The sequence below is a fragment of the Mycolicibacterium boenickei genome (genome assembly GCF_010731295.1).
In the GTDB taxonomy this organism is placed as follows: Bacteria; Actinomycetota; Actinomycetes; order Mycobacteriales; family Mycobacteriaceae; genus Mycobacterium; species Mycobacterium boenickei.
In genome coordinates this window covers 103684-128136 of sequence record NZ_AP022579.1, presented here as the reverse complement: position 1 = coordinate 128136, position 24453 = coordinate 103684, and the positions used below count along the sequence as shown (strand labels likewise).

Annotated in this window: 19 protein-coding genes and 1 tRNA gene; 7 read left to right on the top strand and 13 right to left on the bottom strand. The window is 67.2% G+C overall.

Annotated elements, in window-relative coordinates:
* Positions 1 to 57: 57 nt before the first annotated feature.
* Positions 58 to 549: a YajQ family cyclic di-GMP-binding protein gene (locus tag G6N57_RS00535; RefSeq protein ID WP_077742392.1), complete on the bottom strand. Its 492-nt coding sequence runs from the start codon at positions 547 to 549 to the stop codon at positions 58 to 60.
* 201 nt (positions 550 to 750) lie between these two features.
* Here G6N57_RS00535 and G6N57_RS00530 point away from each other — a divergent pair.
* Positions 751 to 833: transfer RNA gene (locus tag G6N57_RS00530), tRNA-Tyr, on the top strand.
* A gap of 66 nt (positions 834 to 899) precedes the next feature.
* On the opposite strand, the gene G6N57_RS00525 is transcribed toward G6N57_RS00530, so the two are convergent.
* Positions 900 to 1076 (bottom strand): hypothetical protein, encoded by a 177-nt coding sequence (locus tag G6N57_RS00525; RefSeq protein WP_162563998.1) that lies wholly within the window; start codon positions 1074 to 1076, stop codon positions 900 to 902.
* Positions 1077 to 1406: 330 nt separating this feature from the next.
* On the opposite strand from G6N57_RS00525, the gene G6N57_RS00520 reads away from it, so the two are divergent.
* Positions 1407 to 2615 (top strand): RtcB family protein, encoded by a 1209-nt coding sequence (locus tag G6N57_RS00520; protein WP_077742390.1) that lies wholly within the window; start codon positions 1407 to 1409, stop codon positions 2613 to 2615.
* A gap of 15 nt (positions 2616 to 2630) precedes the next feature.
* Here G6N57_RS00520 and G6N57_RS00515 read toward each other — a convergent pair whose 3' ends face one another.
* Both G6N57_RS00515 and G6N57_RS00510 read right to left on the bottom strand, forming a co-directional pair.
* Positions 2631 to 2855: a hypothetical protein gene (locus G6N57_RS00515; protein ID WP_077742389.1), complete on the bottom strand. Its 225-nt coding sequence runs from the start codon at positions 2853 to 2855 to the stop codon at positions 2631 to 2633.
* A gap of 24 nt (positions 2856 to 2879) precedes the next feature.
* The gene (locus tag G6N57_RS00510) at positions 2880 to 4748 is read right to left on the bottom strand and encodes a DUF7159 family protein (RefSeq protein ID WP_163646572.1); all 1869 of its coding nucleotides are present in this window, start codon (positions 4746 to 4748) and stop codon (positions 2880 to 2882) included.
* Between the two features lie 183 nt (positions 4749 to 4931).
* Between G6N57_RS00510 and G6N57_RS00505 the strand changes: the two genes are divergently transcribed.
* Entirely contained in the window at positions 4932 to 6590 is a 1659-nt protein-coding gene (locus G6N57_RS00505) for a DUF7937 domain-containing protein (protein WP_077742387.1), read from the top strand.
* Here the strand turns inward: G6N57_RS00505 and G6N57_RS00500 are convergent.
* The 3 genes from G6N57_RS00500 to G6N57_RS00490 all read right to left on the bottom strand — a co-directional run bounded on the left by G6N57_RS00500 (position 6587) and on the right by G6N57_RS00490 (position 10671).
* The gene (locus G6N57_RS00500) at positions 6587 to 8350 is read right to left on the bottom strand and encodes a PE-PPE domain-containing protein (protein ID WP_234815645.1); all 1764 of its coding nucleotides are present in this window, start codon (positions 8348 to 8350) and stop codon (positions 6587 to 6589) included. The genes G6N57_RS00505 and G6N57_RS00500 overlap by 4 nt on opposite strands.
* A gap of 119 nt (positions 8351 to 8469) precedes the next feature.
* The gene (locus G6N57_RS00495) at positions 8470 to 9141 is read right to left on the bottom strand and encodes a TetR/AcrR family transcriptional regulator (protein ID WP_077742386.1); all 672 of its coding nucleotides are present in this window, start codon (positions 9139 to 9141) and stop codon (positions 8470 to 8472) included.
* A 45-nt stretch (positions 9142 to 9186) separates the two neighbouring features.
* The gene (locus tag G6N57_RS00490; RefSeq protein WP_077742385.1) at positions 9187 to 10671 is read right to left on the bottom strand and encodes a PE-PPE domain-containing protein; all 1485 of its coding nucleotides are present in this window, start codon (positions 10669 to 10671) and stop codon (positions 9187 to 9189) included.
* 486 nt (positions 10672 to 11157) lie between these two features.
* Between G6N57_RS00490 and G6N57_RS00485 the strand changes: the two genes are divergently transcribed.
* The gene (locus G6N57_RS00485) at positions 11158 to 12033 is read left to right on the top strand and encodes a cutinase family protein (protein WP_097925909.1); all 876 of its coding nucleotides are present in this window, start codon (positions 11158 to 11160) and stop codon (positions 12031 to 12033) included.
* 15 nt (positions 12034 to 12048) lie between these two features.
* On the opposite strand, the gene G6N57_RS00480 is transcribed toward G6N57_RS00485, so the two are convergent.
* The 3 genes from G6N57_RS00480 to G6N57_RS00470 form a co-directional block, all read right to left on the bottom strand.
* On the bottom strand, positions 12049 to 12333 hold the full coding sequence (locus G6N57_RS00480; RefSeq protein ID WP_077742383.1) for a hypothetical protein: 285 nt from the start codon (positions 12331 to 12333) through the stop codon (positions 12049 to 12051).
* A gap of 14 nt (positions 12334 to 12347) precedes the next feature.
* Entirely contained in the window at positions 12348 to 13487 is a 1140-nt protein-coding gene (locus tag G6N57_RS00475; RefSeq protein ID WP_077742382.1) for an inorganic phosphate transporter, read from the bottom strand.
* A 121-nt stretch (positions 13488 to 13608) separates the two neighbouring features.
* Positions 13609 to 14061, bottom strand: coding sequence for a hypothetical protein (locus G6N57_RS00470; protein WP_077742381.1), 453 nt, complete (start codon positions 14059 to 14061; stop codon positions 13609 to 13611).
* A 155-nt stretch (positions 14062 to 14216) separates the two neighbouring features.
* On the opposite strand from G6N57_RS00470, the gene G6N57_RS00465 reads away from it, so the two are divergent.
* A complete protein-coding gene (locus G6N57_RS00465) occupies positions 14217 to 15383 on the top strand; it encodes a DUF7159 family protein (protein ID WP_163646570.1) in 1167 nt (388 codons plus the stop codon).
* Here G6N57_RS00465 and G6N57_RS00460 read toward each other — a convergent pair.
* Both G6N57_RS00460 and G6N57_RS00455 read right to left on the bottom strand, forming a co-directional pair.
* The gene (locus G6N57_RS00460) at positions 15367 to 17316 is read right to left on the bottom strand and encodes an SNF2-related protein (RefSeq protein ID WP_077742379.1); all 1950 of its coding nucleotides are present in this window, start codon (positions 17314 to 17316) and stop codon (positions 15367 to 15369) included. The two genes, G6N57_RS00465 and G6N57_RS00460, sit on opposite strands and share 17 nt — an antisense overlap.
* Before the next feature lie 496 nt (positions 17317 to 17812).
* Positions 17813 to 20188, bottom strand: coding sequence for a lysylphosphatidylglycerol synthase transmembrane domain-containing protein (locus G6N57_RS00455; RefSeq protein WP_077742378.1), 2376 nt, complete (start codon positions 20186 to 20188; stop codon positions 17813 to 17815).
* Between the two features lie 247 nt (positions 20189 to 20435).
* On the opposite strand from G6N57_RS00455, the gene stpK7 reads away from it, so the two are divergent.
* Positions 20436 to 22235: a serine/threonine protein kinase StpK7 gene (gene stpK7 / locus G6N57_RS00450; protein WP_097926239.1), complete on the top strand. Its 1800-nt coding sequence runs from the start codon at positions 20436 to 20438 to the stop codon at positions 22233 to 22235.
* A 13-nt stretch (positions 22236 to 22248) separates the two neighbouring features.
* Here stpK7 and G6N57_RS00445 read toward each other — a convergent pair whose 3' ends face one another.
* Positions 22249 to 22929, bottom strand: coding sequence for a sensor domain-containing protein (locus G6N57_RS00445; RefSeq protein WP_077742377.1), 681 nt, complete (start codon positions 22927 to 22929; stop codon positions 22249 to 22251).
* Positions 22930 to 23181: 252 nt separating this feature from the next.
* Between G6N57_RS00445 and G6N57_RS00440 the strand changes: the two genes are divergently transcribed.
* On the top strand, positions 23182 to 24285 hold the full coding sequence (locus G6N57_RS00440) for a fatty acid desaturase family protein (RefSeq protein WP_077742655.1): 1104 nt from the start codon (positions 23182 to 23184) through the stop codon (positions 24283 to 24285).
* The last annotated feature ends 168 nt before the right edge of the window (positions 24286 to 24453 follow it).

The following is a 24453-nucleotide window of genomic DNA, read 5'->3' as shown; positions in this document are numbered from 1 at the left end:
GCGTCTGTTGCCCGGCGCGCCGCTCGCGGCCGGCATTTCGTGCACGCTCGGCACGGCTCAGCGGTAGTTGACGAACTGCAGCGCCACGTCCAGGTCGGAACCCTTGAGCAGCGAGATGACGGCCTGCAGGTCGTCGCGCTTCTTCGAGCTGACCCGGATCTCGTCGCCCTGGATCTGCGCCTTCACGCCCTTGGGGCCCTCGTCGCGGATGATCTTGGTGATCTTCTTGGCCTGCTCGCTGGTGATGCCCTGCTTGATGTCGCCGGTCACCCGGTAGGTCTTGCCGCTGGCCTGCGGTTCGCCGGCGTCGAAGGCCTTCATCGAGATGTCGCGGCGGACCAGTTTTTCCTTGAACACGTCGACCGCGGCCTTGACGCGCTCCTCGGTGGAGCTGACCAGCTCGATCGACTCCTCGCCCTTCCAGGCGATGGTGGTGTCGGTGCCGCGGAAGTCGAAGCGGGTGGACAGTTCCTTGGCCGCCTGGTTGAGCGCGTTGTCGACCTCCTGACGGTCGACCTTGCTGACGACGTCGAAGCTGGAATCCGCCATTGGACGCCCCTCCTCATTCCCTCGGTGAATAGTGCCTGCTTGTAGCTTAGGTACATCCATTTGCGGCGGTCGAAGGCCCACACCGGCGGCGCCGCGGGGATGTGGCCCTCGTCGCACATGAACTGCCGGTTTGTAACTTGGGTAGGTCCTCGTTGTACCCTGCTATTCGCACCAAACCGGAAACGGGGCGGGGCGAAACCAGGCAGATTGCCCGAGCGGCCAATGGGAGCGGACTGTAAATCCGTCGGCTTACGCCTACGCAGGTTCGAATCCTGCATCTGCCACCCAAGTCAGGCCCCCTTTCGAGGGGGCCTGTTTGGTTTCTGAGGGTGCAATGCCCAGGTTGGCGCCTACCGGCGGTCGTCGGACCTCGGACATCCGCTCGCCGGGTCCGATGCCTTCCGCTGACCGGCAGCGTCGGCTGACCACCAGTTGAACCGATGGATCTCCAGCTGCTGGTCCGGTTCGGCATTCTCTTCGACCCACCGCAGCGCGGTGCGTTTGCGCCAGAACCCAGCGATCGGCATCACGCCACCGTCTGGGCGGTGCATGAACACATACCATCCAAGTTTCATCGGACCCCCGGTGCCGACGATTCCTAAGCAATTCGAACTATATTTTGGCGCGCCGGTACCGCTTCTCGTCAAATCGTGGCGCAAGTAATGCGCCACGCAACACTGTCGAGAACGGGTCGATCGGTCTGTACGCAGGGAAAATCCGGAAACCCGCCGGTCAGTGATTCCCGCAGGACCGCCGGGGTAAACCAGGTCGGCAACCCGAGCGAACGTTGTCTACCCACCGAGTGCGGTGTAGTGAGGACGGAGAAACAACTCGACAGCGTCGGGAGAATCGACGTCATGACCGCGCACCAGGTCGCCGACCACAAGCTGGTGAACTTCGCCAGCCACATCGACGACAACACCATCGAGCAGGCGAAGCAGACCGCCTCGATGCCGTTCGTGCATCCCCATGTTGCGCTGATGCCAGATGCCCACAGCGGCAAGGGTTCCGCCGTCGGCACGGTGATCCCGACGATCGACGCGGTGATCCCGGCGGCGGTCGGCGTCGACATCGGCTGCGGGATGATCGCTGCCCGCACGGAATTCACCGCCACCGACCTTCAGGGCCGGGACCTGGCGGCGCTGCGGACGGCGATCGAGGCGACGATTCCGCTGTCGCCGGGCAACTACAACGACTCGCTCGCTCGGTTCCCGTTCACGCAGGGCCGCATCGCCGATCTCGAGCATCTGGCCAGGGATGGCGGGATCGACCTTGCGCACTCGCCCAAGTGGCGCGAGCAACTCGGCTCCCTCGGTGGCGGCAACCACTTCATCGAGCTCTGCCTGGACCAGGCGGATCGGGTGTGGCTGTTCCTGCATTCGGGCTCCCGTGGGGTGGGAAACAAGATCGCCCAGAAGCACATCAAGATCGCGCAGAAGCTCATGAAGCGGTGGTGGATCGACCTGCCCAACCCGGACCTGGCCTACCTGCCCCAGGGCACCCAGGAATTCACCGAGTATCTGCGGGACCTCAACTGGGCACAGCGATTCGCGTTCGAGAACCGCGCCGAGATGATGGACCGCTACATGTCGGTCTTCGCCGATTGGATGGGCTATGCCGAGATGAGCCGGCTGCACACCGCAGGCGATTTCGAGGTCGAGCGCATCAACACGCACCACAACTACACCCGCAAGGAACACCACGGCGGCCGGGATGTGTGGTTGACGCGTAAGGGTGCGATCGACGCGCACACCGGCGTCATGGGGCTGATCCCGGGCAGCATGGGAACTCGGTCATATGTGGTGCGCGGCAAGGGCGACCCTGCCGGGTTGTGCTCAGCGCCGCACGGCGCCGGCCGCCGCTTCTCCCGCAACGAGGCGCGTCGTCGGTTCACCGCCGATGACCTCGCGCAACGGATGCGGGGTATCGAGTATCGGCACGGCGCGGAATGGATCGATGAGATTCCCGACGCGTACAAGGACATCGACGTGGTGATGGCGGACGCCGCGAGTCTCATCGAGATCGAGCATGAGCTGCGTCAGGTCATGAACGTGAAGGGCACGTAGGTCCTGGCCGCCTGGTCAGGACCTACGCCCGACCACCAGATAGGCCACGGGCAGCACACCTGAGGTGGTCAGCAGCCCGAGTGCGCTGCCCCACAACCACTTCGGTCCGTTGATCCGGCTCGGCTCGCGCCCGGCGAGGTCGCGCAGCGCCCAGGCGCGCAGCCCGGCATCGGCCGCAGCCACGACGATGACGGCCGTCTTGGCGGTGGGGGACAGGTCGTTCCAACGCTTCTTGGGCACTGCGGCGTTCCTTTCGGGTGGGAGCTACGGGCTGACGGGCATCGTCGTCACCGGCGAGCCACCGGAGCCGCTACCGCCGCCGAACAGTCCGCCGCTGCCTCCGCTGCTCGAGCCGCTTCCGCCACCGAACAATCCGCCGCCGGAGGATCCCCCTTCACTCGACGAGGACCCTCCGCCCGACGGATACTGCGGCATCGTCGTGACCGGGGCCTGCGTCGCGGGAGCCTCGATGGTCGGTTGTTCGACCGGGGGTGTGTACGTCGGCACGGTGTGGGTCGGCACCTCGATGGGAGGTTCCGAGGTCTTGGTCGGCGGGGCGACAGTCGTGGTGGGCGGCGCCGTCGTGGTCGGAGGAGCTGTCGTTGTGGTCGGCGGTGCGGTGGTCGTGGTCGGAGGCGCCGTCGTGGTTGTGGGCGGAGTCGTCGTGGTCGTCGGCGGTTTCGTCGTAGTGGTGGTGGGCGGGACCGTCGTCGTGGTCGGCGGGGTCGTCGGCACCCACGTCGGAACCGTCGGCCACACCACCGGCGGCAGCGGGACCGGAACGGGCAACGGAATCGGGACGGGCACCGGAACGGGCCCCGGCGAGACCTCGACCGGCGGAGGAGCAGGCACGGCGGGAGGTGCGGCCGGCGGGGCCACCACAGGCGGCTGGTTGCCGGTGTCGGTGCGCACCCTGGGCGCGGCCGGAGCGGCGGGTGGCGGGGTGAGAACGGACACGGGCAGTGCCACCGGATCCGGCTCGTGCGGCACCGGCGGAAGGTAGTTGCCGGGTACGGTCGCGGCCTGCTCGGTGGGTGCAGGCTGGGCGCGCACGTCGGCCGCCGGCCGGACATTGATGGCGACCGCGGTGGCCAGCGTGGCGAAGCTCACCACGACGAAGGCCATGGCGCTGCCCATCAACAGCATCCGAGGCGGCGGCGGTGCGATGACGGTCGTGTAGTCCGCGTCGTCGTCCTGCTCGGGGACGAACTCGTTGACCGCGTCCATAGGCATCTCGTCGGCCCAGGGTTCGTCCTCGGGTTCCTGCGAGTACGCCAGATCCGGGCCGACGGCCGCGGAGTCAGCGCGGGCGGGTGCCATCTGGGTGGCGTCGGCGGCCGGGGCCATCTGCGTGGCATCGCCGGCGGCCGGGGCCATCTGCGTCGCGTCCGCGGCGGCAGGCGCCATCTGAGTGGCCTCCGACACGGGCGCCATCTGGGTCGGATCCTGTGGCACACCGACGATGGGTGCCATCTGCGTGGAGGCACTTGCCGGGGCGACATCGCCGACCAGTTGTGCGGCGCCGCGGGCGATCGCGAAGCCCGCGTCGGGCGCGACTTCGACCGGTGCGGTCGAACGAAGCTCTGCCGCAACGGAATCAAGATCGAGGCGCTGCCCGACCAACAGCACGCGGGTCGGTGCTTCGTCGGCGGGTACCCGCTGCAGCACCGCGGCGCACGCGGCCGCGGGCCCGGCGGTGCCGATCGGCATGGTGGCCAACGTGGAAGTTGGTGCCTCACTGCTCTCGCCGACCACGGTGAGTGACACGGTGTCGTCATCGGCGAGCAGCAACGCGGCGTCGGCACCCACGCTGCGGGCCAGGGCCGCGGCGGCCTCGGCCTCGGTCACCAGCTCGACGTTCGGCACGCCCGCGTCGAGCACTGTCTGACGCAACGTGTCGGCGGCTGAATCGTCGGGAACGCACAATCGGGTCGCGGCGACCTGGTTACCCGATTCGGTCACCGCCCGGAAGGTGCCGATGATGGTCTCGGCCAACTCCGACATCTCGGCCACGAGGTCGTCGGGCAGGTCGAGCGCGTATTGGTCCAGAACCTGGCCGCCACTCGCGGGGGATCCGACCATGGCCAAGCGCGCCACACGCCCGGTGACCGCCACCCCGAGGACTACGTCCACGGTTCCACTCCTTGCTTCTTGCACGTTGTACGAGCCCCGACGGACAAATCCAAGCTACCGCACAGCTGCGACGGACCTTGGTGGTCAAACGATGCGGCTGCCAGCGCTGCTTGTGCGTCGGAGCAAAAGTGAGCACGCTGGTTGAGTCCCGCTGCGTTGTCACTCATAGAGAGGAATCGGTACGTGAGCGACGAGCGTTACGACGCGTCCGCCACCGTCGAGGTGGCGACCATGGCCGCGCGGGCCGCGGAGCGTCCCCAGCGGGTCGGCTACGTGCCCACCCGTACCAACCGGGTGCGCGACGGTCTGGCCGTGGTGCTGCTCGTCGTCGCGATGCTGCTCCCGTGGAACCTGGAATTCGGCCTCGGTGTCCCCGGCAGTGCGGGGTCGACGTTCGTCCTGCTGGCCGTCGTGACGCTGCTGGCCATCGGTGCCGCGGTGGCGCCGCACGCGGGGCCGTTCCGCCTGGCCGCTCCCACCTCGGACGTCCGCCGCACCAGCCGCATCCGGCTTGTGCTCAGCGCCGCCTACCTCGTCGTGGTCGTCTGTTTCGTCGGCTACCACCTGGCGCAGACGGTGAGCAGTGGCGGGACGGGCGCCGTGCCGCCGGGGGTGGGGCCGGGCATGTTGCTGGGCGTCGCGGGCGCACTGCTGGCCGGGCAGCCGCCCATCACGTCGATCACGGTCGAGGACAACAAGTTTCGCCGCTGGTATGCCGTAGCCCGGGTGATCGGTTTCCTCTCGATCGCGCTGGCGACGCTGTCGGTCGCATTCAACCTGTACTGGCGGCTGCGGTACCTGTTCGTCACCCAGGTCGAGTTCGGCGGCCACGACATCGCCGTCATCGTCACCACCCTGCTCTACGGGGCGGAGGCGATGATCGCCCTGGTCATCGCCTCGCGCTGGCTGACCGAGCGGACCGGCGCGGCGCGGCTGGCCACCACGGCCATCGGCGTCTCGGGCGCGATCGCCGCCACCCTGGTGTGGCTTGCCGGTATCGGCCGCGACATCGACGCCTTCCATGGCATCGCCCAGAACACCTCGACGGCGGCCGTGGGTTACGAGGGCTACCTCGCCTGGGCGGCCGCCGCCGCGATCGTGGCGCCGACGACGCTGTACGCCGTCTTCCTGATCAAGCCGCCCACCATCGGTGCCTACCGTGGTGCCGCGCAGAAGTGCCTGACGCTGATCGCCTTCTGGGCGTTCGCGGCGGCGGCGCTGCGGGTCGTCGATTTCCTGATCGCCCTGTCGCTCGATCTTCCACGGGCGCTGTACGACACCGTCGCGATGACGGTGTTCAACCTGGTCACCGCACTGGTGGCACGGTGGCTGCACCGTCAGCTCGATCGGGGGGTGACGTCGACGACGGTCGCCGCCGCCTTCAGCGCGGTGTTGTTCGTCTTCACGGTGGCGAACGTGGCCATCGGGGTGGCCCTGGCACCGCGCTACGCCGGGCCCGCGCCTGCGGCGATCTACGGCAACAACCTGGCCCAGCAGATCACCAGCACGTTCGATGTCACCGTGGCCGTGCTGAGCCTGCTCGTGCTGGCGGTGATGGTGTTCACCGGGCCGTTCGCCGGGTATCTGGTGCGACGCGAAACCCGTTCGGCCAAACCGGCGCCCGAACCACCGACGGAGGTCGTGCCCGCGAAGCCTGCGGTCGAAGAGTCCGCTCCGCCGACCATCGCGCGGCAACCCCGGGCGGCGTCGGTGCCGAGAATCGTGCGCCTGAAGGAGGATTCGACGACGGTGCTGGCCGCCCCGCCGACCACCGATCTTCAGGTGCCGACGCAGGCGCTGCGGATTCAGCGTCGTCCGCAGCGCCCGCCGTCGGAGAACTAACCAGCCTGCTTGCTGTCGTGCTTCGCGGGCCGGTCGTGCTGATCGTTCGCTGACTTCGCGGCCGGCTTTTCCGCCTGCTTGGCGGCCCGCTTCGTGGCGCGGGCGGGCTTCTCGTCGGATTTGTCCCCGTCCCGGACCACCTTCAGTCGCGGCGCCGAATCGGTGCTCACGGAGTCCGCGCGGGTCCGGGGATGACGGCCCAACGGTGTGGACTTCGGCTCGTCGCCGGCCTTCGCGTCGGTCTTGGCATTGGCATTGGCATTGGCATTGGCATTGGCATTGGCATCGGCGGCAACCTTGCTGCCGACTTCGGTGTCAACCTTGTCGGCCGTGATGCCCTTGTCTGCCTTGGTGTCCAACGGAGCCGGGCTGTCGGCCGGGTCGACGGTCTTGTGCGGCGCGGTGGCATCGCCGATGGCCTGAAGCACCTTGGCCAGCGGCCGGGTGGCGTTCGACAACGCTGCCGCCACATCCTCCACCGAGTGCCGCACCCCCTGCTCGAAGGGCGAGGTGCCCACCGGGTCTATCGGGTGTTCGGTCACCGGCGTCTCGGGTTCGGTGCCCGAGACGACAGGCTGCGGCAGCGTGGGGGTGTACTTCTCGCCGCCGAGGATCGCCAAGGATTGCTCGAACGCCGCCGGTAGCTCGTCGAGCGCTTCCTGAAATTTCTCCGGCGGTGTGACCCAGCCGAATTCCTTGACCTGGCTGGGGTCTGCGGTGCGGTCGTATCCCATCTCGACGAAGACCCGCAGCACCGGGTCGAGGGCGTCGACGAATCGTTCCGCGCCGATCACCGACGCGGGGATGCGCAGCGGCGCCAGCAGCGGTAGGTACTGGGGCAGCATCACGTATGTGGTGTTGCCGACCTGAGTGGTGACGGCGTTGGGGGCGTCGGGATGCTCCAATACATAGCCGGGGAAGACATGCTGGAACAAGATCCCGGCGACGGCGTTCGCGATGGACAGGACGTTGAAATAGGCTGGGAAATCAGCGAAGCCGTCGTACTGGTTCTGGTAATAGGTCGTCTTGAAGGGGCTGTCGGACGGTCCGGGCCGGCCGAGCGGGAAGAGGTCGCCGAGCACGGGGACATCGCTCCATGAGGTGAAGCGGGTCAGGATGCCGCCGTTGGGCTGATAGGGATCGCCGATGAAGACGAACTCGTAATTGTCCGCGTTGGCAACGTAATTCGGGTCTTTGGACATCGCGGCGCGCACGATCTCAGCCACCTCGGTGCCTTGGGACATGCCGATGATCGTGACCTTTTCGTCGGCCGGTGTGTTGGCGATGTCCTGCTGGAGGTAGCCCGCCCCGATCTGCTCGGACCGTTTCAGCGAGTGAGGCCAGTACGGAATGTCGGACAGGCCGGGCAGGTCGGAGATGATCGGGATGTCGACGTTGATCTGCGCCGGGTAGGGGACGGTGTGGAACGAGTCGCCTTCGGGCACCGTGCTCCCGTAGAAGAACATCGGGACGCTCAAACCGAATCCGTCGAACGAGGGCCCGACGCCGATCGTCGTGCCGATCAGCCGGACCGCGGCGCTGTAGGTGGCCGCCGGCGTGCTGACCGTGACTCCCGCCGACACCGCGACGACGACGCCGCCGGCCATCAGCATCGATCCCCAGCGCCGCGTGCCGCGCTCCCGTCGCGCCCGGCGCGACGATTCCCCCCGAACCCTCATGGCTGTTCCCGCTTCCTCATCGTGGTGAGCGGCCGCCCGGATGGCGCGGCCGAACATCTGGGCCCGCCACCTGCGCGTCAACCGGGAAATGTGACGGACGCCACGTCGCGTGCTGCCGGAAAGTTACCAGTGGGTAGCGATGTATGACAAGCGTCACTTTTGGAAACAAGAGCTCTTGTTGCAAACCATTGTTTGCAGAATCAGCGCACCGACGCCGCGATTCCGGCGCGAACCACCCCGACGAAGCTCGCCAGATTGCCGATCAACGTGTCGATGGTCGGCGGGGTATCGCTGTCGGTCTCGCGCTCGTGCAGCCAGTCGGCCACGCTCTCGAAGAGCCCGCCCACGGTGGACACCGCCAACGCGTGATAGTCGACCGCGCCGGTGTCCGGTAGGCAGGGGAACTCGCGTTGCCGCCAGAGATTCTCGAGAAAGGCCGCTGTCCAGCGGCGGTTCTCACGGCGCAGCCGCTCGACCCGCGGCGAGATGCCCGCGCATTCCCCGAATGCCACCACCGCGACCCGGGGATCGTCGACGAGAGCATGGGCGAACGCCGACAGCAGCCGATGGACCGTTTCGTCGGGGTCGTCCGGCGCATCGGCCAGGGCCTGGACCGCCCGCTCCTCGATCCGTCCGGCTATCTGGGACAGCAGGGCCAGGTAGCAGTCTTCTTTGCTGTCGAACACCTCGTAGAAGGCCTTGTTGCCGACGTATGCCGTCTGGCAGATCTGCTCGATCGAGGTGTTGGCGTAGCCGTCGCGCGCGATCAGCTCGAACGCCGCCGCCAGCAACTGCTCACGACGATGGGCGCGACGCTGTTCGGCGTCGAGCCCGCGGATCGTGCGGCCGGGAGCCGACGGCGGTCTGGCCATGGCCGGGAGTGTAATCCGGCCCGTGCCCTGCCCGCCGTCGGACGGTCAGCTCGCCCGCTTGCTCTTGCGCTTCGGCGGATCGTGGCGTTGATCGTGTCCGGTTTTCGCGGCTTGCTTGGCGGCTTGCTTGGTCGCCTGCTTGGCCGCACGCTTGGTGGCGCGAGCGGGCTTCTCGCCGGACTTGTGCGCGTCCCGGACCATCTTCAACCGCTGCGCCGGAGCGGAACGCGGCTGATCCAATTGCATTCTGGCCGAACGGTTCAGGCGATGGACCGGGGCGGTGGGCTTGTCCGTGGTGTCGGTCACCTCGGCCGTTGGCGTACGACCGCCGAAGGACTGGAACACCTTGGCCAGTGGCCGGGTGGCGTTGGACAACGCTGCCGCGATGTCGTCCATCGCCTTGCGCAGCCTCTGCTCTGCCGGTGAGGTGCCCACTGGATCGGCCGGATGCTCGGGCAGCGGGGTGTCCGGTTCGGCGTCGGAGACGACGGGCTGCGGCAGCGTGGGGACGTACTTCTCGCCGCCGAGGATCGCCAAGGACTGCTCGAACGCGCCGGGCAGTGCGTCGAGCGCTTCGGTCACCTTCTCCTCGGGCATCGTCCAGCTGAATTCCTTGACCCGGCTGGGGTCCGCGGTGCGGTCGTAGCCCATCTCGACCAAAACCCGCAGCACCGGATCGATGGCGTCGACGAAGCGTTCTGCCCCGATCAGGGATGCGGGGATGCGCAGCGGCGCCAGCAGCGGAAGATACTGGGGCAGCGTGACATAGGTGGTGTTGCCGACCTGGGTGGTGACGGCGTTGGGGGCGTCGGGGTACTCCATCACGTAGCCCGGGAACGCATGCCCGAATGCCATTCCGGCGATGGCGTTCGCGATGGACAGCACGTTGAAATACGCCGGGAAGTCGGCGACGCCGTCGTACTGGTTTTGATAGAAGGTGGTCTTGAACGGGCTGTCGGATGGTCCCGGCCGGCCGAGCGGGAAAATGTCGCCCAATACCGGCAGGTCACGCCAGGCCGACAGGCGGGCCAGGATGCCGCCGTTGGGCTGATACGGATCCCCGAGCAGGAGGAACTCGTAATTCTGGGCATTGGCAACATAATCCGGAATCTTGGACATCTCGTTGCGCGCGATCTCGGCGACCTGCGTGCCCTGCGATACGCCGATGATCCGCACTTTTTCACCGGCGGCCACCGCGGCGATGTCCTTCAGCAGATACCCGGCGCCGATCGCCTCGGATCGTTTCAGGGACTGCGTCCAGTACGGAAGGTCGGACAGCCCCGGCAGATCCGAGATGATCGGGATGCTCACGCTGATCTGAGCCGGATAGGGAACGGTGTGATACGAGTCGCCCTCGGGAATGACACTCCCGTAGAAGAACACCGGGATGCTCAACCCGAACGCGTCGTAAGACGCCCCGACGCCGATCGTCGTGCCGACCAGGCGAACGGCGGCGGTGTAGGAAGGCGCTGGGGTATTGACCGTAACCCCCGCCGATACCGCGACGACGACGCCGCCAGCCAACAACATTGGCCCCCAACGAGATGAACCGCATTGCCCCCGACCCTTCATTTTTCATGCCTTCTTTCTCCACCGTGGTGGTTCGGTGATCGTGGTGATTCGGCGCAGCCGCAACGTCTGTGGCCCGCGGCTGCCGCGAACAAGAAAATGTGACGCGTGTCACGTGTGGGTCACAGGGCTCGAAAGTTACCAGTGAGACGTGTCGTTCGAGGTGGGTTTGCCGGACATTGCGCCAGCGGCGGCGCCCTCCTGCTTGGCGTGCGGCCGGGAGCTGCGCGGAACGGGACCGAGAATGGTTGGGGAAAACGATGATTCGGGGATTGCCAGAGCGCCGGCAGGGTGGTGCGCGTGCCATGGCAACGCGCCTGCTTCCTGAGAATTCTCTCTGGTTCTTGAGGGAACTCTATGCCTCCGCTTGCTCGGAGCGCGCTCAATGCTGTGCTGTGCCACAGTGAATTAGTGGGGAAACTCGGAAGTGCCGGTTTGGTTGCCGTCATGGCGGGGGCGGCTTCCGTGATGGGCAATGTGACGATGCCGTCCGCCGATGCGGCACCGTGTCCGGATGCCGAGGTGATATTCGCCCGCGGCACGATGGAAGCGCCTGGCGTAGGCGATACCGGCGAAGCGTTCGTTAACTCGTTGCGCGCCAACGTCGCGCCGAAGGCGGTGGAGGTCTACCCCGTCGATTACCCGGCGACCACCGACTTCCCAACTGCCGTCCAGGGCATCGCCGATGCGCGGGCGCGCATCATGACCATGGCTGCCAATTGCCCCGATACCAAGATGGTGCTCGGCGGATTCTCTCAAGGTGCGGCAGTCATCGGCTTCGTAACTGCGAGCGTTGTGCCGGACGGGATTTCACCGGACAGTGTGCCTGCGCCGATGCCGCCCGACGTTGCTGACCATGTCGCCGCGGTCGCGTTGTTCGGCAAGCCGTCGCCGCGATTCATGAAGGTGCTCAACAATCCTTCGGTCGTCGTCGGGCCGAGTTACACGGCCAAAGCCATCGATCTCTGTGTGGACAACGATCTGGTGTGCGACCCGCAGGGCAGAAGCTTCGGTATTCACACGCAGTACGCGGAAGCCGGCCTGGTGAATCAGGGCGCCGCGTTCGCGGCGAGCAAGCTCCAGGACGCTTGGGCGCAACAGGCGCCCCAGCCCGGTCCGCCGGCATTGCTGGCGGGCGCGGGCCCGTCGCAGCCCTCGCGGGTCCAGCCTGCCCAGCCGGCGGCGCAGACCGCCCAGCCCGCCCAGCACATGGGCCCGGCCCCGCAGAACCTTCCCGGTCCGGCCCCGGCGCAGAGCCCTCCGGCGCCGACGCCGGCATCGCCGACTCCGTCCTCACCGGCGCCTGTCGCGCCACTGGCCTGAGCGGACGATCAGGGCTCAGTGCGCGTTACTGTTGAACAGGTACACGCCGGTGTGATGGCCGATGAAGTTGTTGGCGATGAACAGCACGCCCGTGACCACCACGATCAGCACCAACGCGAACATCAGCCGGCTCAGGCCGGTCAGCAGACGCCGGCGGCCGCCGTCTGACGGGCCATCGGCGACACCGGCGGCGATGTGCAGGCGCACGCCGATCGCGAACAGGGTCGGCACGGATGCGCCCACCGCCAGGCCGAACAGCAGGATCTTGCCGACGGCTGCGAGATTGATCCACTCGTTCATGTGGGGCCCCGTCCCTACTTGCTCTCGACCGCGGTGAGGCTGCCCTGCCACGCGTCGTTGACGTTCTTGTGGTCGATCGGCGGCTTACGCGACTTGAGCCAGATGGGCACCGTGGAGGCGATCAGCGCGACGAAACCGATCAGCGGTCCGGCGAAGCCGCCGATTCCGTGCACGAGGACGTAGGTGAGTGCGCCGACCAGGCCCGCGGCCGGCAGCGTGATCAGCCAGGCGGTGGCCATGTTGCGGGCGACGCCCCAGCGCACCTCGGTGCGCCGGCCGAGGCCGCTGCCGAGGATGGACCCGGTCGCGACGTGTGTCGTGGACAGCGAGTAGCCGAAGTGGCTGGAGAGCAGGATGGTTGCCGCCGAGGAGACTTCGGCGGCCATGCCCTGCGGCGCCTCGGTGTCGACCAGTCCCTTGCCCAGGGTGCGGATGACCCGCCAGCCACCCGAGAGGGTGCCGAGGGCGATGGCGACGGCGCAGGCCGCGATCACCCAGAACGGCGGCATGGTCGCCGACTCGTCGACAGCGCCGTACGAGATCAGGGCGAGAAAGATGATGCCCATGGTCTTCTGGGCGTCGTTCGTGCCGTGCGCCAGTGAGATCAGGGAGGCCGAGCCGATCTGTCCGTACCGGAAGGCGGCGATGGTGCGGTCCTTGGGCAGGCCGCGGATCAGCCGGTAGACCAGCCAACTGGCGATGCAGGCCACCAGACCTGCGATCAGTGGTGACAACACCGCGGGCACGATGACGGTCGAGACGACGCCGTGCCAGATCACGCCGTGGCCACCGACGGCGGCGATCATCGCGCCGACGATGCCGCCGATGAGGGCGTGCGACGAGCTGGACGGGATACCCATCAGCCAGGTGAGCAGGTTCCACAGGATGCTGCCGACGAGCCCGGCGAACACCAATTCCAGGGTGACCAGGTCCGCGTCGACAAGCCCCTTGGCGATCGTCGCGGCCACTGCGGTGGACAGAAATGCGCCGACCAGATTCAGCAGCGCCGACAGCGCCACGGCAGTGCGTGGTTTGAGTGCTCCGCTGGCGATCGACGTCGCCATCGCATTGCCGGTGTCGTGAAAACCGTTGGTGAAATCGAACATCAACGCGGTGAAGACGACAATGCACAGCAGGAGAAACTGTAACGACACGGTAAACAATTCTTGAACACAATCGCTACGGAAACCTAATTAACTGGCTGAGGTCTCCGTCACTTATCGGGTCTCTGGATAGGAGTACGAGAAGTGGTCGTGTGTGGTAGCCGCGCCAGTGTCAGCGCTTCGGGATATCGACGCCGAGCTCCTTGAGTGCGTCCATGATGTGCAGGTGGGCCTCGTCCATGGTGGCCTCGAACTTGCCCAGCCGCGCTTCGCTGTTCTCTGGGGTCAACACCACGCACTGATCGGCCATGCTCCGATAGCCGTCCAGGCCCTCCCGCAGCGAGGAGTTGACCTGGACGTCGGGCCCGGGCAGGACCTTGTTCCGGACCGAGTCGACATAGTTGCGCAGGTCGTTGCATGCACTGTGCAGGGCGCCGAAATCGGTCTGGTGATTGGCGGTCACCATCGCGTTGGCGATCGGACCCATCTGCGTGCCGAGACCGGCGACTGCGTCGGTGACGGCCTGCCGCCATTCTTCCGTCACCGGGGCCATGGTGGGCTTGCCCGCGACGGCACACCCCGCGAGCGCGGACGTGGTGGCCAGGACGGCAGCGAGGTACCTCATGTGCAGCGAGCTTATGGTGTGCGCCGCATGAGTGCGGTCCCTATGCGGGCCGTAAGAGGCCGTAAGAGTTTGCGCATAGATCGGCGCACCCACGTGTAAGCGCCGTCACACCGGTAACCTGATTAACGACTGACTAGGCAGATCGGGGGATCGGTATGGATCTCGTGCTCGGCCTCGCGATGACTTCGAGAGCCGTTCGGTGGGTGCTCGTCGAAGGCACCACGGGCGAGGGGCGTCCGGTCGATCGCGGCGCAATCTCGTTCGAGGATGCCGCCGGCTATGACCCCGACGGCCTGTTGCGGGGCTTGGTGGACGACTCCGAACTCGACGGCGGTCACCGCATCCATGCCATCGGCGTGACGTGGACGAATGATGCCGCGCCGCTGGCCGGTCGCATCATGCAGTCGCTGGACAACCGCGGCTACGGCAATGTCTTCGCGGTCTCGGAGATCGAGGCGGCAGGCATGCTGGCCAGTGGCATCGCCGAGATCACCGAGCATGACGACATCGCGGTGTGCATCGTCGAACCCGACGCGGCCGTCGTGGCGATCGTGACCCCTGACGACGTCAGCGCCGATCGCATCGAGCGGTCCGACACCTTCGTCACCGACATCACCGGGTTGCTGGCGCTCACCGGCAGACCGATCAGTGCCATGTTCATCCTGGGCTCCGACGCCCACGGCCCGGTGGTGGCCGAGCTGGCCGAGTCGCTGCCGGCTCAGGTGATCACCGCGGCCGAATCCGACCTGGCCTTCGCGCGCGGGGCCGGGCTCGCCGCGGCGCTCGCGGTGAATACCGTTGCGACACCGGCCAAGAAGGTGCACTGGACCAAGGTCGGTGCGTTGTCGTCCGTCGTCGGCGGAGCCCTGGTGACGCTGGTCGTGGCGAGCTCGGCCGCCATCGGGCTGCATCTGCACCCCGGAGCGGTGTCGGAAACCGCGCAGGTCGCGAGCATCAAGGAATCGGCGCCCGAGGCGGGGCCTGCCCCGAAACCGGTGCAGAAGCCGGTCGACAAGCCCGCCGCCAAACCTGCCCCCGCGGCTCCTCCGCCGTCTCCCGCCGCTCCGCCACCGGCTCGCGCGGTCGAGGCGGCCAATCCGCCGGCGCACCAGCCGCCCGCCCAGGTCCCGCCGGCCCCCGCGGCACCGGCCCCCGAACCTGCGCCCGCCTACGTTCCGCCCGCGCCGGCGCCGGCGTACACACCGCCGCCCGCGCCGGTCTATGCACCGCCGCCGTACGTTCCTCCGCCGGTGACCTACCCGCAGCCGCGGTTGCGGGACCGCATCATCGAGCGCATCCCGATCATCAACCGGTTCCACTGAATTTGGCGGTCAGCCCGGCCCGGGCCAGCCGGGCCTGCTCGGCCCGCACCACTTCGTCCTGATGTGGTGGGGCCTGGTCGGGATGTTGCGCCAGGCGACGGATCGGCTCGTCGACGGTGCCCCTGGCCAGCAGCCGGTACACCCGCACGGTGTGCAGTTCGCTGAGCCGCTGGGTGCGTCCGACCACCTGCCGCTCCGTGCGCGGCTGCCACTGGGGCTCGGCGATGATGAACACCACCGGGTCGTCCAGCCGGCGCAGATCCAGGGCGCCTGCACCGATGTGGGCCAGCAGGGTGGCCGGGCCACGGTCGGTCGCGAAGGCGTCGACGACGGCCTGCTGGTCGGGTACCGATGCGTCCACCGGGCCGAAGATGTTGCCCGGCAACGCCTTCCGGATCACGTCGAGTACTGCCGGAAAGTGTGAGAACACCACCACCCTGGCCCCGTTGATGTGGGCCTCGTTGGTGAGTTCGATGAGGCGGTCCAGCTTGGCGGCCGGTGTCGGTGCGCCCGACGGCCAAGCCCCCTGCCGGATCGCGCTGAAGTTTCCGCTGGAGACGGACTGTCGATAGCGCTCACGGTCGGCGCGGCTGAGCCGCACCCACTCCTCGGCGGCGATCCGCACCGGCAGTTCGTCGACCACGTCGCGGTAGTCCCGTCGCAGGTACACGCGGTCCACCGCGCGGCGGAAGGCGATCGATCCGCGGTCGCCCGCGTTGGGTGCCACCTTGCCTGCGACGTCGGGTTGCAGGAAGTCTGCGAGATGACGAAAACCGCCGATCCGCTGGTGCATCGGTACGCCGGAAAGGAACAGCACCCGGTTGTCGGAGGTCAGCACGTTGCGGACGGCCCGGGACCGGTCGGATTTCGGGTCCCGCAGCAGGTGTGCCTCGTCGACGATGACCAGCGTGGGGCGTTCGGGCAGTTTGATGCGCTGCAGGGTGTCGTAGGAGACGATGGCCACGCCGCCGGAGGCCTTCCAATTCTCAAGGCGCGCTTCGCGTTCACTGCCGCGGATCTCGACCGACCGCAGCGCGGTGTGTTTGGCTGTCTCTGCGGCCCAATGGATTCCGGTGTTGGGCTGGCACACCACCAGGGTGTGGCGCAGTTGCGCTGCGGCTGCCAGGTGCGCCGCGACTGCGAGGGCCTGCAGGGTTTTGCCCAGCCCCAGGTCGTCGCACAGCAGCACTCGCTCCCGGGCCAGCGCGTAGCGGGCACCGAATTCCTGATACCCGCGAAGCTCGGTGCGCAGCAGGGTGCGGTTCAGCGCGGTCTGCTCGACCAGCGCGGCCACCTCGGCTCCGACAAATCCCTGGGCCGCATCCACATCGGTTGTCCCGGAGGCGAATTCGCTCAGAAGTTGGTCAATGGGGCGGGGGTCGGCGCGGTAGTGTGCCCACACGTCGCCGTCGTGGTGGTGGGCGTCGTCGATGCGGTCGAGCAGCCCGCGTACCGATTCGCGCAGCTGGTCCGAGGCGGTGTGGCTGCGCAGCCGTGGCATCAGCCGGCGCAACTGCTTGACCGGTACTTCGGCCTCGGTCAGCGTCAGCAGCGAGGACAGCAGTTCGGTGTCCTCGCCGGACCGCAGCCGGGGCCGGGTGGTGGTGCGGATGTGGTCGGACATGGCCTGGGCGGCGGCCTGCACCGCTTGCGCGGCCTCGATGTCGACGCCGGGCACCTGGGTCAACAGCCGGGCCGGCACCGAGTGGACATCGGCGACCGTGCGGTAGTCGGAGTTCGCCAGCCCGCCGAGGCGGGCGCCGCGTGCCAGATAGGGGCGCAGGTGCTGCAGCGGCGCCGACCGCAGGGTCTGCGTCACCACCTCGTCGGTGCGGGCGCGGATACGGTCGGCGATCTCGGCACGGAGTTTGCCGACACCGGCAAGCGCGGAGTCGGCATGGCGGATCAGCTCAGTGGGATCGGCGCCGTCCATGACACATCATCATGGCACCTGATCGGGATTGCCGGATGCACGGATTGTCCGGAATTCATTCTCAGAACTTTGCTCGCGGTCGCGTTCGCCACTGCGTGGGACGTCGCCGGGAGGGCTGGGTGCGAGAATTTCCGGCGAGTGTCGAGTTGCCCGCCTGTCAGCGACTATTCAGCGACAAATGCCACATCAGCCACATGGTTATCGCCAAACCCGTTGTCGCTGTGCTTCATTGAAACTTCAGTACCAGTGGGCTCACTTACCTCATGCGTCCAGTGCCCGCCTACTAGCGACACTGTCGCTCATAGGCGGGCACTCCCAATTCCGTGACCCACGAGGCTCATGTGCATCGGAGTGACGCAAGTTCATTTCGCGCTTGTGGCATCTGGTGCTCACGGTACGAATGTGCCGATTGTCGCTGAGTTGTCGCTCACAGCCGGGCAACTCGGCACCCGCCCGCCGGCCGGGACACGCCGGCCGGGACACGCCGAAACGCGCCTCAGATCATGTCGTTCTTCGTGAGCCAGCGCATCACCGGCCAGCCGATGAACACCGGCAACCAGCAGGTCAGCACCCGGTAGAGCAGTACCGCGGGCACCCCGATTCCGGCCGGCACGCCGAACGCGGCCAGACCACCGATCAGGGCCGCCTCGACCGCGCCCACACCGCCCGGGGTGGGCGCCGCCGAGGCCAGGGTGCCGCCGACCATGGTGACGACGGTGACGGTGACGAAGGAGGTGGTTCCGCCGAATGCCTCGACGCTGGCCCACAGGGCCAGGGCCGCACCGAGGGTGGTGCCCGCGGCGCCCAGCACGATCAGCGCCAGCCGTTGCGGTTCGCGGGCCAGTTTGATCAGGTCGTCGCCGACCTCCTGAAGCTTGGGGCGCAGCGAGGAGGACAGCCAGCGCCGCAGCTTGGGCACGGCCAGAAACGCCCCGATCAGTCCGAGCGCGAGCCCGGCGATCAGGTACAGGATCGTGGAGCTCGGCACGAAGTGCGACAGGTCCGCGGAGGCCCCGGCCATGGTGCTGAACAGGATCAGCAGGATCACGTGCACGATCACCTGCACCGACTGCTGCAGGGCCACCGCTGCGGTGGCGCGCGCTGTGCTCAGCCCGCCCTTCTGCAGGAACCGGGTGCTCAGGGCCAGGCCGCCGACGCCGGCGGGTGTGGTGGTGGCGGCAAAGGTGTTGGCCACCTGCATGATCGAGAGGTTGCGGAAACTCACCAGCCCGTCGGCGCACGCCCACAGCGCGGCCGCCGCACCCACGTACGTCAGCGCCGAGACGGTCAGCCCGAGCAGCGCCCACGACCAGTCCACGGTGCGCAGCTCGGAGAAGAACGTCGGCACCGTGCTGATGAACGGGTAGGCCACATAGACCAGCGCCACCAGCAGCACCAGCTGGATCACCTGGGTGCGGGTGAACCGGGTGATGGTCTCGGCCTGGATCTGGTCGGCGCCGGTCTGGCGTTTGACCTCGTCGCGGGCGGCGGTCATCACTTCTTTGGCGTCGGGAATCTCCGCGCGCACCCGGGCCGGCACCGCGGCCTTGGTCAGCCGTCGTGACGCGGTGAGCACGGTGTCACGGCCGAACGCGTCGATGGCCGCGGTGACCGCCGACTTCGGGTCGTACAGCGCCGTGGTGGTGACGAGCAGTTGCGCGATATCGGACTGCAATTGCGCGTCGGTGGCGCCGTACTCAGCGCTGCCGAACCCACCGAACAGCACCGCGCCGTCGTCGACGGTGATCTCCTTGCTGCGCAGGTCACCGTGGGAGATCTGGTGGTCGTGCAGGGTGCGCAGCGCGTTCCACACGCGCCCGACGGTGGTTTCGTCGGTGCTCTGGTCCAGTGGGATGCCGCGTTTGCGGTTGTGCGCGTACAGCGTCCAGCCGCGGTCGAGGGCCGCTACCGACATGGTCGACGTACTCGCCAGACCGAGGTCGCCGATCGCGATCGCCATCAGGGCCCGGTGCTCGACGGCACGGCGCATCGAGGTCTGCAGGGGTGCGGTCTCGTTGGAGCGCAGCCGCAGTTTGCGCCATACCTGCCGCACCGCGCCGCCGCTCTGCTGGTTGGGGCCGTAGAGCTCGACGACAGCGCTGGAGTCGGGATCGGGTGACTGCGCGGTGAGCGTCAGCGGGCCGGCACCGGCCGGGCGGACCACGGTGAACGCCGACACGACGAACCCGCGCCGGGCGAGGGCGCGCACGGCGCCGTCGAGCGGGACTTCCAGGGCGGGGGTGCCGACCAGCCACACCACCAGGGCGCCGACGAACCAGCCCGCGGTCAGACCCAGCAGTGAGCGCGCCGGCACAACGGCGCTGACCACCAGGTGGATCGGCACGAACGCCAGCAGCAGCGTCCACCACCAGCGGCGCAGCCGGCGTGACAGCCACGGCCCGGAAACGGTGAGCACCGCGGCGAGCATGCCGATCCAGCGCGGGTCGTCGAGGAACTGCGAGAGCTGGGAGCTGAGCCGGTCCGAGAGATCGAAATGCCACTTCGGGGCGGCGATGCCGTTGGCGGTGATCGACAACGACAGCATGGTGATCAGCGCGGCAGCGGCGTAGGCGCCCAACAGTTTCCATTGCCGCCCGAGCACCAGGCTGACCAGGATCACGAACGGCAGCGCGAGGATCGCGATGCCGTACGCCAGGTACACCAGATTGGACTGGGTGGGCGTCAGCACACCGACGATCTCGGAGATCGAGCGCTCCAGCGCGACCCATTCGTAGCGGGTGATCAGCGAGCTGGTGATGACGGTGGCCAGGAAGATCGCGGCCAGGATCAGACGCAGGATGTCGTTGGTGCGCCGGGTCGGCGGTTGCAGGAGGCTGCCGGTGACGGTGATGTCCCGTCCGTCAACGCGCATGTTCCCCCTTCCTGGCCCGTTACCAAGACTCGCTATCCAAGCCCGCGACCAAGGTAGCGGGATCGGACCCCGATATCGGCATTTGGTGGCGATCTGGACCGTTACGAATTCACATCGGTCTCACGCGTCACCGCGAGCGACAATTTTTGCTCACCCGATGTGATCTAGACCGAACACATGCGGCAGACGTGATGTAACTTCGATCGACATGCCGACGCCGAATTGGCCGCTCCGGAGGAGTTGAACGGTGGATTCGACCCCATTCGGGCACTATCAGCTGCAGAAGCTGATCGGTCGGGGCGGGATGGGCGAGGTTTACCAGGCCTACGATTCCGACACCGACCGCATCGTCGCGCTCAAGGTGCTGCCTGCGCACATGGCCCAGGACGCGGCGTTCCAGGAGCGGTTCAGGCAGGAGTCGCACGCCGCGGCCGGAGTGAACGACCCGCACGTGGTGCCGATTCACGGGTACGGCGAGATCGACGGCCGGCTCTACCTGGACATGCGGTTGATCGAGGGCCGCAACCTCGGCGCGATGCTCGCCAACTCCGGGAAGCCGATGGATCCGGCGCGCGCGGTGAGCCTGGTCGAGCAGGTGGGCACGGCGCTGGACGCCGCCCATCGGGTGGGGCTGGTGCATCGCGACGTCAAACCGTCGAACATCCTGATCGCCGACAACGACTTCGTCTATCTCATCGATTTCGGGTTGGCGCGCTGCGCCGACGACGTGGGGATCACCACCGCGGGCAGCACGGTCGGCACGTTGGCGTACATGGCTCCTGAGCGGTTCGAGGGCGGGAAGGCCGATCCGCGTTCAGACATCTATGCGTTGGCATGCGTGCTCTACGAATGCCTCACCGGCGTGCGGCCCTACCCCGGGGACAGCCTGGAGCAGCAGATCGCCGGGCACATGGTGTCACCGGCGCCGAAAGCGTCCGACAAGGATCCGCGGCTCGCGGCCTTCGATGAGGTGATCGCCAAGGGCATGGCCAAGAAACCGGCCAAGCGGTATCAGTCGGGCGCGGCCCTGGCGGTTGCCGCGCGGGCGGCGCTCGCGGTGCCGGTCCGAGCCACCGGGCGGTCGGGCCGCCATTCGGCGCAACGCGTTTCGACCCGGCCGCGGGTGTCCAAGAAGGTGGCCGCGATCGTCGGGGCCACGGTTCTGGTGGCGGCACTGGGCGCGGTGGGGGTGTGGCAGCTGCGCGACGACGGTTCGGATCGGGTTGCCAACGCGGTCGGTTCGGCCGGGTCCGGTCCGGTGGAGGCGCCGACGGGTGCGGTGGACGCGATCGCCAAGACCGTGCCGTCCGACATCCGCGACTCCGGGCGACTGGTGATCGGGGTGAACGTGCCCTACGCGCCCAACGAGTTCAAGAATTCCAGCGGTCAGATCGTCGGGTTCGACATCGATCTGATGAAGGCTGTCACCCGGACCATGGGCCTGGTACCGGACTTCCGCGAGACCGGGTTCGAGGGGATCCTGCCCTCGGTGCAGGACGGCAACTTCCACGTCGGGATGTCCTCGATCACCGACACCGCCGAGCGTGAGCAGCACGCGGACTTCGTCACCTATTTCCAGGCGGGCACGCTGTGGGCCCGGCGGGCGGGAACGTCGGCCGATCCCGGATCTCCCTGCGGGCTGCGAGTGGGCGTGGCGTACAGCACGATTCAGGACACCACGGGAATCCCGGCCAAGTCCGACGCCTGCGTGGCGGCCGGGCTACCGCCCGTCGAGAAGGTGGTGCGCACCCATCAGGACGAGGTGACGGCCGCACTGATCGCCGGTGAGGTCGACGCCATGGCCGCCGATTCACCGGTCGCGGGATTCGCGATCAAGCTCAGCGGCCCGGTGTTGGAGCCGGCCGGTGAGGTGTTCGACTCCGCACCTTACGGCTGGCCGGTGGCCAAGGGCTCCGGTCTGGCCGAGTCGTTGCGGCTCGCTCTCGAGCACGTGATGGACACCGGGGAGTACCGCACGATCGCCACCATGTGGGGTGTGGAGAAGGGCATGATCACCCAGCCGGTGATCAATGGCGCTTTCCACTAACGGTTTTCGCGTCTCAGACCGAGTTGCGCCCGGCGATGGCCTTTGCCAGCCGCACCACCTGGCCGTCGGTCAGGTTGGTTCCGGTGATCCGCACATCGACGACGAGGTTGTCGACGGCGACGATCGCGCGGCGGCTGCCCTGTTGCGGGCTGGTCGGTGACTGCTCGTTGGTGACATCGATGTCGTCGACGACGCTCGGGTTGCCGAGTGCGAACGTGCTCGGTTGGCGATTGCTGTCGTACCTGATCGTGAGGTTGTCTCCGGCGCACTGTCGCCAGGTGTCCACCGTGCGAGTGACGAGAGTTCTTGCTGCCGTGGGGGTATCGAAAGCCGTGACGGCCTGGTCGACCTCGAGGTCGTCGCCCTCGTCGGCGAACAGGGACTCGCGGAACTGGCGGAATCCGCTGTCCCGGTAGACCTCGTCCATGGCATTGCCGATGACGGCCAGGCAGACCGGACGCGAGGCGTGTTCATCGGCGTCGAGCCTGGCGGGCTGGCGCAGTGCGGTCTTGGCGCGCAAACCTGTGGTGACCAGGATCGTGTTGAGTTCGGATTCGCTGGCCAGCATGCTGCCGAGGACGTCGATCTGCGGGCCGGCGTCATCGTCGGTTTGCTCGGTGCCGCACCCGCTCAGTGCAGTGCCCGCCAGCGCGATAGCCGCGATGGCGGGGATGGCCGCCCGTTGCCCGTACATGAAACCCCCTTGACCGTGTTTGCTGATCGTAATCGGTCTGAGGGGTCCAGCGCAGTGCTCGCGCAGGCCCGGGCATCTCTGATCACACCGGTCACAGCAGCACCGCGGGAGTGGGGGTTTCGCTGCCATCGGTGGCGCGCATTCGGTGTCCTACCTGGTGCTGTGGCGAGGATCCACCGCAGCACCTAGTCTGAAGGCACTCTCACCCAGGTGGCCCGGACTATGCCGCCGTACACAGACGGACCGGGAACACTGACTATCAGAGATATTGCTGCTTACGCGAAGTTGAGCCGCGCCGACGTCGACGCGATCGGAGCCGAGCTCGACACCATCCGCCGCGATGTCGAGGAATCACTCGGTGCGCGGGACGCTGCCTATATTCGACGCGTCATCGTGTTTCAGCGGGGGCTCGAGGTGGCGGCCCGGCTGCTGATCGCCGGTACCCGGTCGAAGCCCGGCCTGCTGGCCGGAACGGTTGCCCTGGCCTACGCGAAATCCGTTGAGAACATGGAAATCGCGCACAACGTGTCGCACGGCCAGTGGGACTGGATGAACGACCCTGAGATCCACTCCGCCACCTGGGAGTGGGACATGGTGGGACCGTCCGCGCAGTGGCGCTATTCGCACAACTACCACCATCACGTGTTCAGCAACGTGCTGGGCGTAGATGACGATCTCGGCTTCGGCATCCTCCGGATGAGCCGCGACCAGCAATGGGAACCTCAACATCTGGTGCAGCCTCTGCGAAATGTGCTGTTGGCCATGATCTTCGAGTGGGGGATCGCCCTACACGACTTCTACTCCGCCCGGGACCGAGCGGACACCGAAGACGGGAAGAAGGCCGTACGACAACTGTTGCGCGCCAAGATCGGCCGCCAGCTCACCAAGGACTTCGTCGTCTTGCCTGCGCTGAGCGGGCGGCGCTGGAAGCGAACCCTTGGCGCGAATCTGGGTGCCAATGTGCTGCGTAACGTGTGGGCGTACCTGGTGATCTTCTGCGGGCATTTCCCCGACGGGGCGGAGCGGTTCGGCCCGGAAACGCTGCGAGACGAGAGCCGCGGCGAGTGGTATCTACGACAGATGCTGGGGGCGGCAAACTTCAAAGCCGGTCGGGTGCTGGCATTTTCGAGTGGACACCTGTGCTATCAGATCGAGCACCACCTGTTCCCGGACCTGCCCAGCAACCGCTTGGCGGAGGTCGGTGTGCGAGTGCGCGGTGTGTGCGAGAAATACGATCTGCCCTACACCAGCGGTCCTCTCGCCCGCCAGTACCTGCAGACTCTGCGGACGATATTCAAACTGGCACTGCCCGACGCGGGCTGGCGTTCGCTGTTCGGAGCGGCGCCACCCACCTGACCGGGATCCTTAAAGGGAACACTGCTTCCAAGGTCCCCGTGCCGCAGCTGTGGTCGAACGGGGAGAAGCGGTCGATCAGCGGGTGGCGCGCCCTGACCTTCAGTACACGCCGATATGTCGGTTGTGTCAACGTTTCCGAGATGTTGCGGGTAATCAGTTGCAGCACAA

Excerpts from the sequence above, each read along its gene's own strand:
- G6N57_RS00535 (WP_077742392.1), bottom strand. The coding sequence starts at position 549 with ATGGCGGATTCCAGCTTCGACGTCGTCAGCAAGGTCGACCGTCAGGAG.
- G6N57_RS00525 (WP_162563998.1), bottom strand. The coding sequence starts at position 1,076 with ATGCCGATCGCTGGGTTCTGGCGCAAACGCACCGCGCTGCGGTGGGTC.
- G6N57_RS00520 (WP_077742390.1), top strand. The coding sequence starts at position 1,407 with ATGACCGCGCACCAGGTCGCCGACCACAAGCTGGTGAACTTCGCCAGC.
- G6N57_RS00495 (WP_077742386.1), bottom strand. The coding sequence starts at position 9,141 with ATGGCCAGACCGCCGTCGGCTCCCGGCCGCACGATCCGCGGGCTCGAC.
- G6N57_RS00490 (WP_077742385.1), bottom strand. The coding sequence starts at position 10,671 with ATGTTGTTGGCTGGCGGCGTCGTCGTCGCGGTATCGGCGGGGGTTACG.
- G6N57_RS00485 (WP_097925909.1), top strand. The coding sequence starts at position 11,158 with ATGGCGGGGGCGGCTTCCGTGATGGGCAATGTGACGATGCCGTCCGCC.
- G6N57_RS00480 (WP_077742383.1), bottom strand. The coding sequence starts at position 12,333 with ATGAACGAGTGGATCAATCTCGCAGCCGTCGGCAAGATCCTGCTGTTC.
- G6N57_RS00470 (WP_077742381.1), bottom strand. The coding sequence starts at position 14,061 with ATGAGGTACCTCGCTGCCGTCCTGGCCACCACGTCCGCGCTCGCGGGG.
- G6N57_RS00465 (WP_163646570.1), top strand. The coding sequence starts at position 14,217 with ATGGATCTCGTGCTCGGCCTCGCGATGACTTCGAGAGCCGTTCGGTGG.
- G6N57_RS00460 (WP_077742379.1), bottom strand. The coding sequence starts at position 17,316 with ATGGACGGCGCCGATCCCACTGAGCTGATCCGCCATGCCGACTCCGCG.
- G6N57_RS00455 (WP_077742378.1), bottom strand. The coding sequence starts at position 20,188 with ATGCGCGTTGACGGACGGGACATCACCGTCACCGGCAGCCTCCTGCAA.
- G6N57_RS00445 (WP_077742377.1), bottom strand. The coding sequence starts at position 22,929 with ATGTACGGGCAACGGGCGGCCATCCCCGCCATCGCGGCTATCGCGCTG.